Annotated in this window: 15 protein-coding genes and 1 pseudogene; 7 read left to right on the top strand and 9 right to left on the bottom strand. The window is 71.6% G+C overall.

The genetic code is table 11. From position 1 onward, the window contains the following. Window positions 1–35 precede the first annotated feature (35 nt). The 5 genes from MME74_RS05435 (at window position 36) to paaZ (ending at window position 6383) form a co-directional block, all read left to right on the top strand. Window positions 36–1355, top strand: coding sequence for an MFS transporter (locus tag MME74_RS05435; protein WP_267417706.1), 1320 nt, complete (start codon window positions 36–38; stop codon window positions 1353–1355). Between the two features lie 126 nt (window positions 1356–1481). Then, window positions 1482–2672: a thiolase family protein gene (locus MME74_RS05430; RefSeq protein ID WP_267417704.1), complete on the top strand. Its 1191-nt coding sequence runs from the start codon at window positions 1482–1484 to the stop codon at window positions 2670–2672. Further along, window positions 2672–3427 carry an enoyl-CoA hydratase/isomerase family protein gene (locus tag MME74_RS05425; RefSeq protein ID WP_267417703.1) on the top strand — a complete coding sequence of 252 codons (756 nt, stop codon included), beginning with the start codon at window positions 2672–2674 and terminating at the stop codon, window positions 3425–3427. The genes MME74_RS05430 and MME74_RS05425 overlap by 1 nt, the downstream gene beginning before the upstream one ends. Then, window positions 3424–4287, top strand: coding sequence for a 3-hydroxyacyl-CoA dehydrogenase family protein (locus MME74_RS05420; protein ID WP_267417702.1), 864 nt, complete (start codon window positions 3424–3426; stop codon window positions 4285–4287). Before MME74_RS05425 ends, MME74_RS05420 begins: the two co-directional genes overlap by 4 nt. 14 nt (window positions 4288–4301) lie before the next feature. Further along, the gene (paaZ, locus tag MME74_RS05415; protein ID WP_267417701.1) at window positions 4302–6383 is read left to right on the top strand and encodes a phenylacetic acid degradation bifunctional protein PaaZ; all 2082 of its coding nucleotides are present in this window, start codon (window positions 4302–4304) and stop codon (window positions 6381–6383) included. Between the two features lie 18 nt (window positions 6384–6401). On the opposite strand, the gene MME74_RS05410 is transcribed toward paaZ, so the two are convergent. From MME74_RS05410 to dhaK, 8 genes and pseudogenes are all read right to left on the bottom strand, one after another. Then, window positions 6402–7040 carry a TetR/AcrR family transcriptional regulator gene (locus tag MME74_RS05410; RefSeq protein ID WP_267417700.1) on the bottom strand — a complete coding sequence of 213 codons (639 nt, stop codon included), beginning with the start codon at window positions 7038–7040 and terminating at the stop codon, window positions 6402–6404. A 74-nt stretch (window positions 7041–7114) separates the two neighbouring features. Next, the gene (gene paaK, locus MME74_RS05405) at window positions 7115–8437 is read right to left on the bottom strand and encodes a phenylacetate--CoA ligase PaaK (RefSeq protein WP_267417699.1); all 1323 of its coding nucleotides are present in this window, start codon (window positions 8435–8437) and stop codon (window positions 7115–7117) included. A 27-nt stretch (window positions 8438–8464) separates the two neighbouring features. Further along, window positions 8465–8893: a hydroxyphenylacetyl-CoA thioesterase PaaI gene (gene paaI / locus MME74_RS05400; RefSeq protein ID WP_267417698.1), complete on the bottom strand. Its 429-nt coding sequence runs from the start codon at window positions 8891–8893 to the stop codon at window positions 8465–8467. A 118-nt stretch (window positions 8894–9011) separates the two neighbouring features. Further along, entirely contained in the window at window positions 9012–10310 is a 1299-nt protein-coding gene (locus MME74_RS05395) for a hypothetical protein (protein ID WP_267417697.1), read from the bottom strand. 151 nt (window positions 10311–10461) lie between these two features. Beyond that, window positions 10462–12132, bottom strand: coding sequence for a phosphoenolpyruvate--protein phosphotransferase (gene ptsP, locus MME74_RS05390; RefSeq protein ID WP_416383341.1), 1671 nt, complete (start codon window positions 12130–12132; stop codon window positions 10462–10464). A gap of 126 nt (window positions 12133–12258) precedes the next feature. Next, window positions 12259–12987 (bottom strand): annotated as a pseudogene (locus MME74_RS18370) (HPr family phosphocarrier protein); the annotation flags it as partial. Next, window positions 12987–13628, bottom strand: coding sequence for a dihydroxyacetone kinase subunit DhaL (dhaL, locus tag MME74_RS05385; RefSeq protein WP_267417695.1), 642 nt, complete (start codon window positions 13626–13628; stop codon window positions 12987–12989). The gene dhaL and the pseudogene MME74_RS18370, both read right to left, overlap by 1 nt. After that, window positions 13628–14620 (bottom strand): dihydroxyacetone kinase subunit DhaK, encoded by a 993-nt coding sequence (gene dhaK / locus MME74_RS05380; protein WP_267417694.1) that lies wholly within the window; start codon window positions 14618–14620, stop codon window positions 13628–13630. The genes dhaL and dhaK overlap by 1 nt, the downstream gene beginning before the upstream one ends. A gap of 71 nt (window positions 14621–14691) precedes the next feature. Between dhaK and MME74_RS05375 the strand changes: the two genes are divergently transcribed. Beyond that, window positions 14692–15558, top strand: coding sequence for an IclR family transcriptional regulator (locus MME74_RS05375; protein WP_267417693.1), 867 nt, complete (start codon window positions 14692–14694; stop codon window positions 15556–15558). A gap of 7 nt (window positions 15559–15565) precedes the next feature. Here the strand turns inward: MME74_RS05375 and MME74_RS05370 are convergent, their stop codons facing one another. Next, window positions 15566–17689: a RecQ family ATP-dependent DNA helicase gene (locus tag MME74_RS05370; protein WP_267417692.1), complete on the bottom strand. Its 2124-nt coding sequence runs from the start codon at window positions 17687–17689 to the stop codon at window positions 15566–15568. A gap of 93 nt (window positions 17690–17782) precedes the next feature. Between MME74_RS05370 and MME74_RS05365 the strand changes: the two genes are divergently transcribed. Further along, window positions 17783–18202, top strand: a complete 420-nt coding sequence (locus MME74_RS05365; RefSeq protein WP_267417691.1) for a pilus assembly protein CpaE — start codon at window positions 17783–17785, stop codon at window positions 18200–18202. Window positions 18203–18243: the final 41 nt, after the last annotated feature.

Here is an 18243-nt window from a genome sequence, read left to right as displayed (position 1 = left end):
CACCCACCACGGAACCGCAGAACAATGGAGTTCGCATGACGTCAGCCGTCTCCGCCCACACCCCGACCGGGCGGATGCCCGCCGAGGAACGTCGAGTGCTCGCGAGCACTCTCGTCGGCACCTCGATCGAGTGGTACGACTTCTTCATCTACGCCCAGGCGGCCGGCCTGGTGCTCGCACCGCTCTTCCTCGCGCCGATCGCCGAGACCAGCCCGGGGCTCGCGCAGGTGCTGTCGTTCGCCACGATCGGCATCTCGTTCCTCTTCCGCCCCCTGGGAGCGATCGTCGCCGGCCACCTCGGCGACAAGCTGGGACGCAAGAAGATGCTCGTCTTCACGCTGATCATGATGGGCCTCTCGACCTCGCTCATCGGCATCCTGCCCACGTACGCCGCGATCGGCGTCGCCGCCCCGATCCTGCTGATCCTGCTCCGCATCCTCCAGGGCTTCTCGGCGGGTGGCGAGTGGGGCGGCGCCGCCCTGATGGCCGTCGAGCACGCGCCGCGCGGCCGGCGCGGCCTGTTCGGGGCCTTCCCCCAGATCGGCGTCCCGGTGGGCATGATCCTCGCGACGTTCACGCTGTGGGCGCTGACGACCTCGATGTCGCCGGAGGCCTTCCTGGAGTGGGGATGGCGCATCCCGTTCCTGCTGTCGATCGTCCTGATCGCCGTCGGCTACGTGATCCGGCGCGCCGTCGACGAGAGCCCGATCTTCGAGGAGCTGCGCCGGCGTCGCAAGGAGGCATCCGCACCGCTGGGACAGCTGTTCCGCTCGAACACCAAGCAGGTCATCCTGACCGCGGTCATCTTCATCGCGAACAACGCCGCCGGATACCTGCTCATCGCCTTCTTCGCGACCTACGCCGTCACCGCACTCGGCATGGACCGCCCGCCGGTGCTGCTGGCGACGACGCTCGCCTCGTTCGGCTGGCTCATCTTCACCCTGTGGGGAGGGCATCTCTCCGACCGGCTCGGCCGCATCCGCACCTTCCAGATCGGCTACGTCGCCCTCGCCCTCTGGGCCGTGCCGATGTGGTTCCTGATCGACACCGCGAACATCCTCTGGTACTTCGTCGCGCTGTTCGTGATGACCTTCGCCCTCGGCCTCTCCTACGGCCCCCAGGCCGCCCTGTACGCGGAGATGTTCCCGGCGAACGTGCGCTACTCCGGCGTCTCGATCGGCTACGCGCTCGGCGCCATCCTCGGCGGCGCGTTCGCCCCGATGATCGCCGAGACGCTGCTGAACCAGTTCCACGCGGCCTGGACCATCGGCGTCTACATCGCCGTGGCCTCGGTGATCTCCCTGATCGGCGTCTCGCTCGTGAAGGAGACCAAGGACGTCGATCTGCTGACCTGAGCTGTCGGCGGATCCGGGATCGCGGACGACGGAGGGTCTGTGCCATAATTACCATACGATCGGTCAGTAATTCCTGCTGGCCGATCGTACGGACCACCCCCGAGACGACGCAGTCAGGAGATCCGCATGACCGAGGCCTACCTCGTCGGAGGCACGCGCACCCCGGTCGGACGATACGGCGGAGCCCTCGCCGGGGTCCGTCCCGACGACCTCGCCGCCCTCGTCGTGAGGGAAGCCGCGCGGCGCGCGGGCCTCGACGCCGATCGGGTCGAGATCGACGAGGTCATCCTCGGCGCGGCGAACCAGGCCGGGGAGGACAACCGCAACGTCGCCAGGATGGCGGTGCTGCTCGCAGGACTCCCCGACAGCGTGCCCGGCATCACCGTGAACCGGTTGTGCGCGTCGGGGATGTCCGCGGTGACGATGGCCGCGCAGGCGATCCGCTCCGGCGACGCCGACATCATCGTCGCCGGCGGGGTCGAGTCGATGACCCGCGCGCCCTGGGTGCAGGCGAAGCCCGAGAAGGCCTGGGCCAAGCCCGGAGCCGCGTACGACACCTCGATCGGCTGGCGGTTCCCCAACCCGCGCCTGCTCGCCCGCGACAAGGCGACGTTCTCGATGCCGGAGACGGCCGAGGAGGTCGCCCGGGTCGACGGGATCACCCGCGCCGAGGCGGATGCCTTCGCGGTCCGCTCCCAGCAGCGCGCCGCGGCGGCGATCGCCGCCGGTCGCTTCACGGCCGAGATCGTGGGCGTCCCGGTCCGGGACGGCGAGTTCCTCGTCGACGAGGGACCGCGGCCCGACACGACACTCGACGTCCTCGCACGCCTGCGTCCCGTGGTCGCCGGTGGTGAGGTCGTGACGGCCGGGAACTCGAGCGCGCTCAACGACGGCGCGTCCGCGATCGTGGTGGCGAGCGCCGAGGCCGTCGAACGCCACGGGCTGATCCCGCGGGCGAGGATCGTCGTCGGCACCAGCGCGGGGATCGCGCCCGAGATCATGGGCCTCGGTCCGGTCCCGGCGACGCAGAAGGCCCTCCGCCGGGCGGGGCTCTCGATCGACGACATCGGTGCGGTCGAACTCAACGAGGCGTTCGCGACGCAGTCGATCGCCTGTATCCGACGTCTCGGGCTCGACGAGGCGCGCGTGAACGCCGACGGCGGGGCGATCGCCCTCGGCCACCCGCTCGGCTCGTCCGGCTCGCGCCTGCTGGTCACGCTCCTCGGGCGCATGGAGCGCGAGGACTCGCGGTACGGCCTCGCCACCATGTGCGTCGGCGTCGGTCAGGGCGCCGCGATGATCCTGGAGAAGATGTGATGCCCGCGGAGCAGCCCTCCCCGGCGCCGCTGCTCGTCGAGCGGCACGAGGACCGCGTGGTGGCGACGCTCCATCGTCCTCACAAGCGCAACGCGATCGACCAGGCGACGATCGATGCGCTCCACCTGCTCTGCGCCGAGCTCGAGGAGTCGCCGCGCACCCTGATCCTCACCGGCGCCGACGGCGTCTTCGCGGCCGGAGCCGACATCGCCGAGCTCCGCGAGCGTCGGGCGGCCGATGCGCTGCGCGGCATCAACGCCCACGCCTTCGTGCGCCTGGCCGAGTTGCCCATGCCCGTGATCGCAGCGATCGACGGATACGCTCTCGGCGGCGGCGCGGAGCTCGCCTACGCCGCCGACATCCGCATCGCCACCCCGACCCTGGCGATCGGCAATCCGGAGACCGGACTCGGCATCCTCGCCGCAGCGGGTGCCAGCTGGCGCCTCAAGGAGATCATCGGCGACGCCCGGGCGATCGAGCTGCTGCTGACCGGCCGCACGGTCCGTGCCGAGGAGGCTCTGCGCATCGGTCTGGTGTCCGCCCTGCATGAGCCGGCCGCCCTGCTGCCGGCCGCCCACGCGATCGCCGACCGCATCGCCCGGAACGACACCGCGGCGACGGTCGCGACCAAGCGCGTGTTCCGCGCTCCCCGCGACCGGCATCCCGCGGCGGATCTGGAAGCCCAGTCCGAGCTCTTCGAGAGCCCCGAGAAGTTCCGCCGCATGACCGACTTCCTGGAGCGGAGAGACCGATGAGCGAGACCGACAGCACCCCCGCACACGTCGGGGTCCTCGGCGGCGGACGGATGGGCGCCGGCATCGCGCACGCCTTCCTGCTCGCCGGATCCTCCGTGACCGTGATCGAGCGCGATGACACCGCGGCCGCTGCCGCATCGGACCGCGTCCTCGACTCGGTGGACGCCTCGATCGACCGGGGCACCGCGCTCGAGGAGGCGACCTCCTATCGTGCGCGGTTCGTGACGGGCACGGATGTCTCGTCGTTCGCGGCGTGCGACCTCGTGATCGAGGCCGTGCCGGAGGACATCGCGCTGAAGATCGACGCCCTCACCCGCGTCGAGAAGCAGCTGACTCCCGGCGCCGCGCTCGCGTCGAACACCTCGTCGATCTCCATCGACGAGCTCGCCGCCGTGCTCGAGGATCCCGAGCGCTTCCTCGGCATGCACTTCTTCAATCCGGTACCCGCCTCCACGCTCGTGGAGATCGTCCGCGGGGCCACGACCGGACCGGCGCTGATCGACGACGCCCGCGGATGGGTGCGCGCCCTGGGCAAGACCCCGATCGTCGTGGCGGACGCCCCCGGCTTCGCGTCCTCGCGACTCGGCGTCGCGATCGGGCTCGAGGCGATCCGGATGCTCGAGGAGGGCGTCGCCTCCGCGGAGGACATCGACGCCGCGATGACGCTGGGGTACAAGCACCCCGTGGGTCCGCTCCGACTCACCGACATCGTCGGACTCGATGTCCGACTCGGGATCGCCGAGTACCTGGCCGCGCATCTGGGCGCGCGCTTCGAACCTCCTGCACTGCTGCGACGACTCGTCGCCGAGGGCCACCTCGGCCGCAAGAGCGGACGCGGCTTCTACGAATGGGACGCCTGATGAAGGGAACCGAGATGACCGAGATCCTCCCCAGCTACCTGCAGGGCGCCTGGTGGGTGCCCTCCCCCGAGGCGGACGCCGCCGAGGTGCGAGACGCCTCGACGGGAGAGGTGGTCGCCCGGGTCTCCACGGAGGGGTTCGACCTCGGCGGCGCCCTCGCCTACGCCCGCCGGGCCGGCCAGGCCTCGCTCGGCGCACTCACCTTCCATCAGCGCGCGGTGCGCCTGAAGCAGCTCGCGCTCGCGCTCACGGAGCGCAAGGCCGAGCTCTACGAGATCTCGAGCCGCACCGGCGCGACGAAGCAGGACTCGTGGGTCGACATCGACGGCGGCATCGGCGTCCTCTTCGCCTATTCGAGCAAGGGCCGGCGGGAGCTGCCGAACGCGACCGTGTACGTGGACGGCGCGGTGGAGAACCTGTCCAAGGACGGCTCCTTCCTCGGACGCCACATCTACACCCGCCTCCCCGGCGTCGCGGTGCAGATCAACGCCTTCAACTTCCCGGTCTGGGGATCGCTCGAGAAGTTCGCCCCCGCGTTCCTCGCCGGAGTCCCGACCGTCGTGAAGCCGGCGACGCCCACGGGATACCTCGCCGAGGCGATGGTGCGCATCATGGTGGAGTCCGGCCTCCTCCCGGAGGGATCCCTGCAGCTCGTCTCGGGTGGCGTCCCCGGGCTCTTCGACGAACTGCGACTGGGCGACCTCGTGGCCTTCACCGGATCGGCGTCGACCGCCGAGCGCCTGCGGGCGCACGACGCGGTGCAGACGGGGGGCGTGCGGTTCACCAGCGAGACCGACTCCATCAACGCCTCGGTCCTCGGCACGGATGCCGTGCGCGGCACCCCGGAGTTCGACGCCTACGTCACGCAGCTCGTCACCGAGATGACGACCAAGGCCGGACAGAAGTGCACCGCGATCCGTCGGGCCATCGTGCCGGAGTCGGCCGTGGACGACGTGATCGGCGCGGTGGGGGCGCGACTGTCGGAGCGCGTGGTGCTGGGCGATCCCCGAGCCGAGGGCGTCACGATGGGGCCGCTCGCCTCGACCGCCCAGCGCGACGAGGTGCTGCGTCAGGTCGCGCGTCTGCAGGAGGGCGGCGGCGAGCTTGTGATCGGCTCGACCGAGGCCCCCGCGGTGCGGCACGGCGACGGCAGCGATGCGCCCGCCCCCGACGGGGCCTTCCTCTCCCCGATGCTGCTCCGATTCCCGGATGCGGAGAGTCCCGCCGTCAACGAGATCGAGGCGTTCGGCCCGGTGTCGAGCATCATCGGATACCGGTCGCTCGAAGAGGCCTCGGCCCTCGTGGCCCGTGGCGGCGGCTCGCTCGTGACCAGTGTCGCGACGCACGACCCGGCCGTCGCGACCGCTCTCGCGACCGGGATGGCCGCCTACAACGGGCGCGTGCTCTTCCTCGACCGCGACGACGCGCGCAGCTCGACCGGACACGGCTCCCCGCTCCCGAACCTCGTCCACGGCGGCCCCGGTCGCGCGGGTGGCGGCGAGGAGCTCGGCGGCATCCGTGCGGTGCTGCACCACATGCAGCGCACGGCCGTGCAGGGCTCCCCCGAGATGATGACGGCCCTGACCGGGGTCTGGCATCAGGGGGCCGCGTCCCGTCCGTACCTGGACGGCGACGGCATCCACCCGTTCCGCAAGTCACTGGCGGAGCTGCGCATCGGGGACCAGGTCGTGAGCCCCTCGCGCACCGTGACCCTCGCCGACATCGAGACCTTCGCGGCGTTCACGGGCGACACCTTCTATGCCCACATGGACGAGACCTCGGCCGCCGCGAACCCGTTCTTCCCGGGGCGAGTGGCCCACGGGTACCTGCTCGTGTCGTGGGCGGCGGGGCTCTTCGTCGACCCGGCGCCCGGCCCGGTGCTGGCGAACTCCGGTCTGGAGAACCTGCGGTTCCTGACGCCGGTCTCCCCCGACGACCAGATCCGCGTCGAGCTGACCGCCAAGCTCATCACGCCGCGCGAGACCGACGAGTACGGCGAGGTGCGCTGGGATGCGGTGCTGAAGAACCAGCACGACGAGATCGTCGCGACCTACGACGTGCTCACGCTCGTGGCGAAGGAGCAGGTGGCCGCGTAGTCCGCTGCGGCGTCCCGGTCAGACGGCCGGGGCGGCCGCTGCGACGTCCGGACGTCGCAGACCGTCCAGGGCGAGCGCGACGACGTCGTCGGCGAGCCGATCGGCGCCCTCGCGTCCTCCCGGGCGATACCACTCGACGATCGAGTTGATCATGCCGAACACGAGCCGGGCGACGACGCTGGCATCGATGTCGGACCGCAGCTCCCCCTCCGCCTGCGCCTCCTCGACGAGAGCCGTGATCCGCCGGTCGAACACGCGACGTCGCGTGAGCGCCTGGCGCTCGACCTCGGTGTTCCCGCGCACGCGCAGCAGCAGCGTCACGGCGGGGAGCTGCTCCACCAGCACCCGCACGGCTCCGCGCAGCACGTGCTCGAGGCGGTCCACCGCGCTCGCATCCGCGCTGCCGTCCGCGGGAAGAGGGTCGTCGACGACGGCCTCGAGCCCGCTCAGCGCCGCATCGAGCGCACGGTCGAGCATCTCGTCCTTCGACCCGAAGTGGTGATAGATCGCGGACTTCGACAGGCCCAGGCGCTCGGCGAGCATGCCGATGGACGTGGCGTCGTACCCGTGCTCGTTGAAGGCGGTGACGGCGACGGCGAGGATGCCCTGCTGGTCATAGCCGGGGCGGCCTCGTCGCGTGCTCTGCATCTCGGACATCACCCACAGTCTCCCATCCGACCCGCGGTGATCCGCGCACCGGCGCTCGCGCGGCGTCGGAGCGTCGGATCGGGTCAGCGCAGGTCGTAGACCCGCTTGAACTTGCCCTCGCTCCGCGGCAGGGCGCCCGGTTCCTCCAGCTGCACCGCGACGGAGGAGCCGACGAACACCTTGATGCGCTGTGCCAGCACCGCTGCCGCGCTCCGGCAGGTCTCCACGGACAGGTCGGGGTGACGCTCGATCCGCACCGTCAGCGCGTCCATCCTCCCCTCCTTGGAGAGTTCCAGGATGAAGTGCGGCGTGAGCTGCTCGATGCCGAGCACGAGCTCCTCGATCTGCGTCGGGAAGAGGTTCACGCCGCGCAGGATGATCATGTCGTCGTTGCGGCCGGTGACCTTCTCCATCCGCCGCATGCCCGGGCGCGCGGTACCCGGCAGCAGTCGGGTGATGTCGCGCGTGCGATAGCGGATCACGGGGAACGCCTCCTTCGTGAGCGAGGTGAACACGAGCTCGCCACGATCGCCGTCGGGCAGCGCCTGGAGCGTCTCCCCGTCGATCACCTCGGGCAGGAAGTGGTCCTCCCAGAGGTGCGGACCGTCCTTGGTCTCGATGCACTCGTTGCCGACGCCCGGACCCATGACCTCGCTCAGCCCGAAGATATCGAGGGCATCGATGTCGAGGCGCTGCTCGAGCTCATGCCGCATCTCGTTGGTCCACGGCTCCGCGCCGAGCACCGCGACCTTGAGGGAGGTGGAACGGGGATCCACCCCCTGCGCCACCATCGCATCGGCGATCGTGAGCAGATAGCTCGGCGTGCACAGGATCGCGTCCGGTTCGAAGTCGAGGATGAGCTGCACCTGCCGCGCGGTCTGCCCGCCCGACATCGGGATGACGGTCGCGCCCAGCGCCTCGATGCCCGCATGCGCACCCAGACCGCCGGTGAACAGGCCGTACCCGTACGCGTTGTGCACCTTCATGCCCCGTCGGATGCCGCTCGCGCGCAGCGAGCGGGCGACCAGCGACCCCCACCGATCCAGATCGCCGCGCGTGTAGCCGACGACCGTCGGGCGACCGGTCGTGCCGCTGGAGGCGTGGATGCGGGCGACCTCGGTCATCGGGACCGCGAACATGCCGAACGGGTACGTCTGGCGCAGGTCGTCCTTGGTCGTGAACGGCAGGCGCCGGACATCGTCGAGCGAGCGGATGTCATCGGGGTGCACCCCCGCCGCATCGAACTTCTGCGTGTAGAGCGGCACGTTCGCGTAGGCGTGCTGCACGGTCCACTGGAGCCGCTCGAGCTGGAGCGCGGTGATCTCCTCGCGACTCAGACGCTCCTCGGGATCGAGTTCGTCGGGTGCGGGAGGGCGGACGGTGAGGGTTTCGGTCGTCGTCGACACGGTGGGCTCCGTCGGATCGGTGTGTGGTCAGAACGTCTGGCTGGTGGTGCGGGAGCGGCCGCGGAACTCGGCGACGGGTTCGCCGTGCTCGTCGGCGACGGTGACGTCGTAGATGCCCGAGCGGCCCGACCTCGAACGCCGGACGGCCGTCGCGGTCAGGGTCTGCCCCGACACCGTGGGCTTGAGGAAGGAGATGTCGGCACCGGCGGCGACCGTGACCCGGTCGTCCTCGTTGCAGGCGATCGCGAAGGCGGTGTCGGCGAGGGCGAACACGAACCCGCCGTGGGTGATGTGGAAGCCGTTCGTCATGTCGTCGCGCACGCGCATCGACACCACCGCGTGGCCGGGATCGTCCCGCTCGACCACGAGACCGAGCATCGCCGACGCCCGATCGCGCTCCATCATGGCCCGGTTGGGTCGCACGGCATCCGCCGTCTCCGTCGTCGCCTCTGTCATCGCCGACCTCCTCGTCGCGCTCCGCACGGGACAGCCGCGTCCCGACCGCCCCATACTAACCGAACGATCGGTCAGGAATACAGCCCGGAGGCGGAATCGAGCGTCGGTGCCACGCGCGTCAGCTGATGGAGAGCGGCGGCAGCAGCGTGGCGTCTTCGATGGTCACGCCGGTGATCACGGCATCGGGGTCGCTGGCATCGCGGTCGGCACGGAAGCGGATCGTCCCGCCCTCCCGGGTCGACCACTCGTAGAAGAACTCACCCGAGGAGACGACGGTGAGGAACGTGCCCTCGGGGAAGGCTGCGACCGCATCGGAGATGGCGGCACCGATGCGCACGCCGCCCGTGGACGGGAGCACGGCGCCGTCCGGGTCGGTGTCGCCGTCGAGATTCGCGATTCCGGCGGTGATCGCGTCGAGCGTGGAGCCGTCCTCCGTGAACCAGAGGACAAGGGAGGCCGTGCCGTCCGGACTCACCAGACGCACCGGGTTGTCCGTCCAGTCGAACTCCGCCACGGTCGCACCGGGCACCGCGGCCAACGCGGTGTCGCGGTCCGAGCCCAGCAGGAGCGGGCCGGTCCCCGTCGAGGACATGTCCCACTCGCCCCACGGTGCATCTGCCGCACCGGGCTCCGGTGACGCCGACGCCTCCGGCGGGTTCGCGGTGAGCTCGTCGATCAAGGTCGCGCGAGCCTCGACGGCACGGTCACGAAGCAGCAGCGCCGCCGCCTCGGCGTCGAAGGCGGACTCCTCGCGGGAAGGCTGCGTGAGATGCACGATCACGTTCCCGACGGCCGCGAACGCGTGATGCGCGCTCCACGGGTTGCCGGCGAAGTCCGCCGAGAAGGTGCCGGCGAACGCCCGGACCCCGTCGACCTCCGGAGCGGCGAAGGCCTCGAAGCTCCCCGGGCCATCCGCCTCGAATGTCGCGCACTGCTCCACCGTCGATGCCAACTGGTCCATCCGCGCAGCCGCGACCTCCTCGGAGGCGAACTGCAGGATGTACTGCCCGCCGGAGTCGTGTGCGCCCTCCGCCTCCTCACCCCAGAGCACCGTGCGTGCGCCGATGCTGCGCATCGACGTCTCCGTCATGAGCAGCCCGCAGACGGCGGGAACGAACTCGGCGCCGCCGCCATCGGAGTACTGCAGGAGCGCGTCCGACACCGGGCCCGCGGACGGCGCATCGGGGAGCAGGCCGGCGACCTCGTCGGGGGTCAGCGCGAACAGCTCCAGCTCGTCGCCGACGAACGCGAGCGGCCCGGCGTAGGGCTCCGGCGCCGGGGTCTCCGGTGCCGCCGTGGGCGTCGGGGTCGACTGAGGCGCCGGTGCGCATCCCGGGAGCAGAAGGAGAGCCGCGACGAGGAACCCGCCGAGCACCCCTCCGCTCCGCGACGTCCTGTTGTGCAGCGCTCGAGACATATATATCGACCCTCCGTCGAGATCGTGCGCCCCTGCGGGCCCCCTGAGCGTCAGCGTAGTGGGAAGCACCCGACCCGCCGCAGTGCCGGGCCATCGTCGTCATCGGAACGTGATGAAACGCATGCCGCCACGGGCATATGCCCCGTCACGTTCAGCGCCCGGCGCTCCCGGCGAGGATCTCCCTCACGGCCTCGTGGGCCTCCGCCGCTGTGGCTGCGTTGCGGGCAGCCTCCGCGGCGCGGACGCAGTCGTCCTCCGTGACCGCATCGAGTGCCGCCGCGACACGGCCGAGGGAGCGCGGGGTCATCGACAGGGAGGTCGCGCCGAGACCGACGAGCACCGGGGCCAGGGTCGGGTCTCCGCCTGCCTCCCCACACACGCCGACGTGCTTGCCCGCCGCACGACCGGCGGCGCCCACGATCCCGATCAGGCGGAGCACCGCAGGCTGCCACGGGTCGTTGAGGTCGCCGAGGTCGCTCAGGAGCCGGTCCGCCGCCATCGTGTACTGGGCGAGATCATTGGTCCCGAGACTCACGAAGTCGACGACCTCGAAGAGCTCGGCGGCGAGCAGGGCGGCCGAGGGCGTCTCGATCATGATCCCGACCCGCTCGAGACCGGCGCCCCGGCACCGGGCCGCGAACTCCGCCGCCTCGTCGACCGTGGCGACCATGGGAGCCATCACCTCGACATCGGCCGACTCCTGCTCCGCCGCCGCGGCGAGCGCGCGCAGTTGATCGTCGAGGAGGCCGGGGTTGCGGCGGGCGATGCGCAGTCCGCGCACTCCGAGCGCCGGATTCTCCTCCTGCTCCGCGTTCGCGAACGGGAGCGGCTTGTCGCTGCCCGCGTCGAGGGTGCGGACCACCACCTTGCGCCCGGGGAACGCCGCGAGCACGCCGCGATAGGCCTCGATCTGCTCCGCCACGGTGGGCGCATCGCTCCGGCCGAGGAAGCAGAACTCGGTGCGGAAGAGCCCGATCCCCTCCGCCTGCGCCGTCGCTCCCGCCCGGGCATCGGCAGCGCCGCCCACGTTCGCGAGCAGGGGCAGACGACGCCCGTCCGCGAGGCGGCCGCGTCCGTCGAAGGCGACGACGGTCGCGGCGGCCCTCGCATCGGCGACTTCGGACTCCGCCGGGTCGACCTGCACCGTGCCCCGGTCGCCGTCGACGAGGAGCACGGCGCCGTCGGGAATGCCGACGGCGCCGGTGACCCCGACGACGGCCGGCAGACCGAGGGAACGCGCGATGATCGCCGTGTGCGAGGTCGGACCGCCCTGCTCGGTGACGAGGGCGACGCACCGGCCGCCGTCGAGCGCCGCGGTGTCTGCCGGTGCGAGGTCGGTCGCCACGAGCACGAACGGCTCATCGCGCTCCGGAACGCCCGGCATGTCCACCTGGAGGATCTCGGCGATGATCCGGTCGCGCACATCGCGGATGTCGGCGACGCGCTCGGCCATGCGCCCGCCCAGAGCGGCCAGCCCCCTCTCGTGGCCGGCAGCCGTCTCCCATACCGCGCGCGCGGCGGTGCGCCCCTTCGCCCGCACCAGCGCGGTCGCCTCGGACACCAGCTCCGGGTCGGAGGCGAGCAGCCGTGACGCATCGAGGATCGCCCGGGTCTCCCCCGTCGCCTGCGCGGTGCGGGAGCGGAGCTGATCGGCGACCGCGACGGCCGCCCACTCGATCGCGGAGACCTCGGCGTCCCGATCGGGGACCGCGACGACGGCGTCCGCGTCGGGCTCCGGAAGCGCCGGTGCGAGGTGCACGACGGGAGCGGCCACGCGGCCCGGGCTCACCCCGCGCCCCTGCAGCACGGTGCCGGAGGAGATCGGGACGGATCGCGGGCTCGACTCCGCGGGCTTCGCGGCCGCCGACGCCTCGGCCTCGGATGCGGATGTCGGCGCCGCGGCCACGACCTGCTCGGTCCCCTCACCGAAGCCGTCGTCGAACAGGCCGGAGAGGCGGTCGAGCACGGCGAGCGCTTCGGGTCCTCGGGCGGACAGCTCCAGTTCGTCCCCCTGCCGCGCCCCGAGGACGAGGAGGCGGGTGAGGCTCGCGGCCGAGGCCTCGGGGCCGTCAGGCAGCCGCCGGAGGCGCACGTCCACTCCGGCGGCGGCCTCGGCGATCAGGGCGGCCGGTCGCGCATGGATCCCCTGCGGATTGCGGACCCGGACCGTGCGCACGAGCGCGTCCGCCTCGGCGGCGTAATCGGCGGGCGACGCCGTGGACGTCGGAGCAGGAGCCCCGGGAGAGGAGCCGGGATCGGCGGCGTCGAGCTGCCCGGTCTTCGCCCCCAGCGCGGCAGAGGCTTCCTCGGCCACCAGGTCCAGTGCCCCTCCCGCCGCCGCGGAGACGACCGCGGCGAGCAGCCCCTCCACGAACGGAGCGGGCGCGAGTCGCACGGGCACGTCGCTCGCGCGCAGTTCGAGCGCCAGCTCCGCGCTGAGCACAGCGGAGCCGAGGTCCATGAGCACGAGCACGCCGTCGCAGTCCTCGGCGAGCGCATCGATCGCGGTCGCCACCGCGACGGCGTCGGTGCCGAGGATCGGCTCGCCGTCGGCGTCCACCCCGGCCCCGGCCGCGACCTCGACGCGCACCCCGCCGCGCGGGACCATCTGCAGGGCGAGCTCGAGCGCCGCCTCCCCGAGTCGTGCGCTGTGGGAGACGGCGACGATGCCGATCATCAGGCGCTGTCCGCGACCGCCGCGGCGAGCGTCTCGAAGAGGATGGCCGTCGAGGCGGCACCGGGATCGAGGTGGCCGGCGCTCCGCTCCCCCAGATAGCTCGCCCGACCCTTGCGGGCGACGAGCGGCAGCGTGGCGTCTCGGCCCCTCGCAGCCGCGTCCGCCGCCGCTCCGACGGCATCCGGCACCGAGGAGCCGGCGGCGAGCGCCTCGTCCAGCGCATCGACGGCCGGTGCCATGGCATCGAACATCGTCTTGTCGCCGGCCTCGGCCTTCCCGCGGGCGACGATGCCGTCGAGTCCGGCGCGCAGTGCCGCGGCGAGGCCGGGACCGTCGAGCTCGGAGACCGCCCCCGCCGTCATCCCCATACGCAGGAAGAAGGTGCCGTAGAGGGGGCCGCTGGCCCCGCCCACCGAGCTCACGAGCGTCATGCCGACGGACTTGAGGAGTTCGTCGACGGTCGCCGGTGTGCCCGCGCCCAGCTTCTCGCCGACCGCGCTCATGCCGCGAGCCATGTTGGCGCCGTGATCGGCGTCGCCGATCGCCGAGTCGAGTTCGGTGAGCCAGTCGCGCTTCTCGGTGACCGCGGCGCCGAAGCGGGAGATCCAGTCGGCCACGACGGTGGTGTCGATCGCCGCCATCACGCGCCCCACCGCAGGCCGGGCGTGTTCACCGGGGCATCCCACAGCCGCAGCAGCTCGCCGTCGGCCTTGAGCAGCGTGACCGAGCATCCCGCCATGTCGAGCGAGGTGATGTAGTTGCCGACGAGGTTCCGGGCGATCTGCACGCCGGACTTCTCGAGGATCGCCGCGACTTCGCCGTACATGAGGTACAGCTCGATCAGGGGCGTGGCTCCCATCCCGTTGAGCATCACGATCGCCGGTCCGGACGCGTCGATGTCGGCGAGGATCGGCTCGACGAGCTGCCGGGCGATGTCGGATGCCGGAGCAAGCGGTTCGCGGTGACGGCCCGGCTCTCCGTGGATGCCGATGCCGATCTCCATCTGGTCGTCCGGGAGGTCGAACGTCGGCTTGCCGGCGGCGGGCACCGTGCAGCTCGTGAGCGCCATCCCCATCGAGCGGCCCTGCCCGTTCACCTTCTTCGCCAGCTCGACGACGGCGGCCAGATCGCGGCCCTCCTCCGCGGCGGCACCGACGATCTTCTCGAGCAGCACGGTGAGGCCCACGCCGCGGCGACCGGCCGTGTACAGCGAGTCCTGCACGGCCACGTCGTCGTCGACGACCACGCTGCCCACCTCGATCCCCTCCATGGAGGCGAGTTCGGCGGCCATCTCGAAGTTCAGGACGTCGCCCGTGTAGTTCTTGACGATGTGGAGGACACCGGCTCCGCGGTCGACGGCCTTCGTGGCCACCTGCACGCGGTCGGGCGTCGGCGAGGTGAAGACCTCACCCGCGACGGCGGCGTCGAGCATGCCGGTGCCGACGAACCCGCCGTGCAGCGGCTCGTGACCGGATCCGCCGCCGGACACGACGGCGACCTTGCCCTGCGCCTTCGGTGTGGCGCGGGTGATGACGTGGTTCTCCAGGTCGACGGAGAGCTCGGGATGAGCGAGAGCGACGCCCCTCAGCGATTCGACGAGAACGTCTTCGGGGGCGTTGATGAGCTTCTTCATCGTTCGATCTCCTTTGATCTTCTGTGGTCTGTTGCGCGTCTCTTCCGCAAAAATCCGAAAGCAATTCGTTAATGTCGAATATGCTCGGAGCCTGCCGGGTTGTCAAGATCAATCCGGAAGACCGGCACGACCACACCGGCTCGACGACGCACCGGAAGGAGGGCTCCCCCGTGATCCAGGCGATCGACCGCGCGGCGAAGATCCTCGAACTGCTCCAGGGAGCACGCCACCTCGGCATCACCGACCTCGCCGCAGCGCTCGGCCTGCCGCCGTCCACCGTGCACGGGATCGTGAAGTCGCTGCGCTCGCACGGGCTCGTCGCCAAGGAGCGCGGCGGCCAGCGCTACATGCTCGGCCCGACGCTGCTCCGGCTCAGCAACGTCTACCTCGACACACTCGACGTGCGGGCACGGGCGATGCGCTGGACGCAGGAGCTCGCGCGCCGCACCGACCTCTCGGTGCGACTCGGCGCCCCGCACTTCACCGATGTCCTCGTGATCCATCACAACCTGCGGCCCGACGACAGTCAGCAGATGCTGGAGACGGGGGTCGCGATCCCCGCGCACGCCTCGGCCATGGGCAAGGTGCTGCTCGCGTACGACCAGGGCTTCCAGCGGAGCGTCTTCGAGCAGCCGCTGCGCAGCCTCACGGGCGACACCGTGACCGACATCGCACGGCTGACGCTCGAGCTGCCCGCGATCGCCGAACGTGGCACCGCCGGCGAGTTCGACGAGGCGGTGCTGGGCGAATCCTCGCTCGCCGCCCCCGTCGCCGACGCCTCGAACGACATCGTCGCCGCCGTGGCCGTCGTGATGCCGACCTCGCAGACGCCCGCCTCGGACGCGATCCTCAATGCACTGCGGGAGACTGCCAGGAACATCTCCCGGGAACTCGGTGCCACCGCCTGGCCGCCGCGCCTCGCGCCGGCCGACGACTGAGACCGCGTCAGCCGCGCAGGGCGAGGGCGAACGGGAGGACCTGGGTCGCGCCGGCCTGACGGAGCACGCGCGCGGCGACCGTCATGGTCCACCGGCTGTCGACCAGGTCGTCCACCAGGAGCACGGGGCCCGCGGGCACGTCGAGGTGCTGGGCACCCAGACGATCCCACACGCCGGCAAGGCGGAAGACGCTGTTCCCACCCGGCTGACCGGTCGGCCCTCCACCGATCGGCTCGAGCGCGCCGAGGTACGGCAGCCGCCCGACGTCGGCGAGCCCGCGGGCGAGCGAATCGACGAGCAGCGGGTGCGACCGGGACGGCATCGCGACGACGGCCACCGGTCGTTCCTCCCACCCCCAGCCCGCCAGCACCCGCACGCAGCCGTCGAGCAGCTGCGGGGTCACGGGGGCATCGGCCGCGCCCGCCGCGAAGCGCTCGCGGAGCGCCCCTCCCCAGCCGAGGTCCGTGAGACGCGCCAGCGCCCTGCCCTCGCCCGCCTGCTCATCGGCCGGGATGCGACCCTTCACGGGCACGCTGAGCCGGTCGGCCCCGGTCGGCCACGCACGTCGGGCTTCGATCGGAACGCCCACCCGATCGAGCGACTCGGCAGCCTGGGTCGTCGCGGCCTGCCCGATCTCCCGCGGGAACCAGGTGCCCGCGCAGTTGTCGCATCTCCCGCAGGGCGCCGCCGTGTCGTCGTCCAGGGAACGCTGCAGGAACTCCATCCGACAGCCGTCGGTCTGCTCGTACTCGATCATGTGCTGCTGCTCGGCGACCCGCTCCGCCGCGATGCGCTCGTAGCGCTCGGCGTCGTACGTCCACGGTTCGCCGGTCGCGATCCATCCGCCCTGCACACGCCGGACGGCGCCGTCGACGTCGAGCACCTTGAGCAGCAGTTCGAGCGGCGTGCGACGGATGTCGACCATCGCCTCGAGCGCGGGCGTCGAGATCGGGGCATCGCCGAGCGCGCCGATCACCCGCTCCGCGCGCTCGCGATCGGGCATCGACGCAGTCGCGAAGTAGTGCCAGATGTCGCGGTCCTCGACGCCGGGCAGCAGCAGCACGTCGGCGCTCTCGCTCGCGCGACCGGCTCGACCCACCTGCTGGTAGTACGCCACCGGCGACGAAGGGGCGCCGAGGTGCAGGACGAACCCGAGGTCGGGCTTGTCGAACCCCATGCCCAGGGCGCTGGTGGCGACCAGCGCCTTGACCTCGTTGCGCTTGAGCATCCCCTCGGACTCGGCGCGCTCCTCGCTGTCGGTCTGCCCGGTGTACGCCCGCACCTCGTGCCCGTGATCGCGCAGTAGACGAGCGGTGTCGACGGCGGCCGCGACGGTCAGGGTGTAGATGATGCCCGAGCCGGGCAGGTCGTCGAGGTGACTCAGCAGCCAGGCGAGGCGGCTCGCCGAGTCGCGCAGGCGCAGCACCCCCAGCCGCAGGGACGTGCGTGCCAGCGGGCCCCGGATCGTCAGCACCGGCTCCGCTCCGCCCTCGCCACCGGCCTGCAGACTGCCCAGCTGCTCGGCGACATCGGCGACGACACGGCTGTTGGCGGTCGCGGTGGTCGCGAGCACGGGGACGTCGGCGGGCATCTGCGCGATAAGGTCGCGCAACCGGCGGTAGTCGGGACGGAAGTCGTGCCCCCAGTCGCTGATGCAGTGCGCCTCGTCGACCACGAGCATGCCGATGCGCCGCACAAGCGCCGGCAGCTGCTCCTCGCGGAAGGCCGGGTTGTTGAGGCGCTCGGGCGAGACGAGCAGCACGTCGACCTCGTCGCGATCGAGCTGCGCGAGCACGTCGGACCACTCGTGCGCGTTGGTGGAGTTGATCGCGACCGCACGCACCCCGGCCCGCTCGGCGGCCGCGATCTGATCGCGCATGAGCGCCAGCAGCGGAGACACCAGCACGGTCGGCCCTGCACCCTGCCGGCGCAGCAGCAGCGTCGCGACGAAGTACACCGCGGACTTCCCCCAGCCGGTGCGCTGCACCACGAGGGCGCGGCGGCGCCCCTCGACCAGCGCTTCGATCGCCTCGTACTGCCCGTCGTGGAAGTCGGCGTCCGGGCGGCCGACGAGCTCTCGCAGTGCGGCCCGTGCGGCCTCGCGGGTGTCGGAGGGAGCGGCGGAGGTCATGCCCCCACTCTGCCCCACCCCACCGACACCTCGGGCCCGGCATCCACAGGTTCGTCCGGCCTCCGGGCGCGTCCCGTCGTCTAGCGTGAGGGGATGATCACGCGTGAGCTGGCCGTCGCCCTGCGAGAGGCCGGGCTCGCCTGGCATCCGACCGAGGGCGACCGCTTCCAGCTCGACCTTCCCGACGAGGTGGAGCTCGAGGCGGAGGCCGAGGTCTTCACCGTCAGCGGGATGACGATCGAGGCGCGTCAGACACCCAGCGGCACCGATCTGGCGTTCAACGGCACCACGGAATGGGCGCTCGACGCCGTGACCCTCGCGGATGCGGTCTGGCTGCCACGGGAGGACCAGCTGCGTGACCTCCTGCGCGGCACCTTCCACTCGTTGGTGCGCCTCGACGACACCTTCCGCGTGGAGATCCGGATCGCCGGGGAGCCGCTCGCGTTCGAGCATCCCGACCCGGCGGAGGCCTACGGCCGCGCGCTCCTGGAGCTGATCTCGCGCTCGCTTTGACCTCCTCCTTGAGGACGTCGCCCCGGTGTGCGAGAATAACC

It is taken from the genome of Microbacterium oxydans, assembly GCF_026559675.1.
Taxonomy (GTDB): domain Bacteria; phylum Actinomycetota; class Actinomycetes; order Actinomycetales; family Microbacteriaceae; genus Microbacterium; species Microbacterium oxydans_D.
Note: the sequence above shows the minus strand (reverse complement) of the source record. Positions and strands in the feature narration are given on the sequence as shown.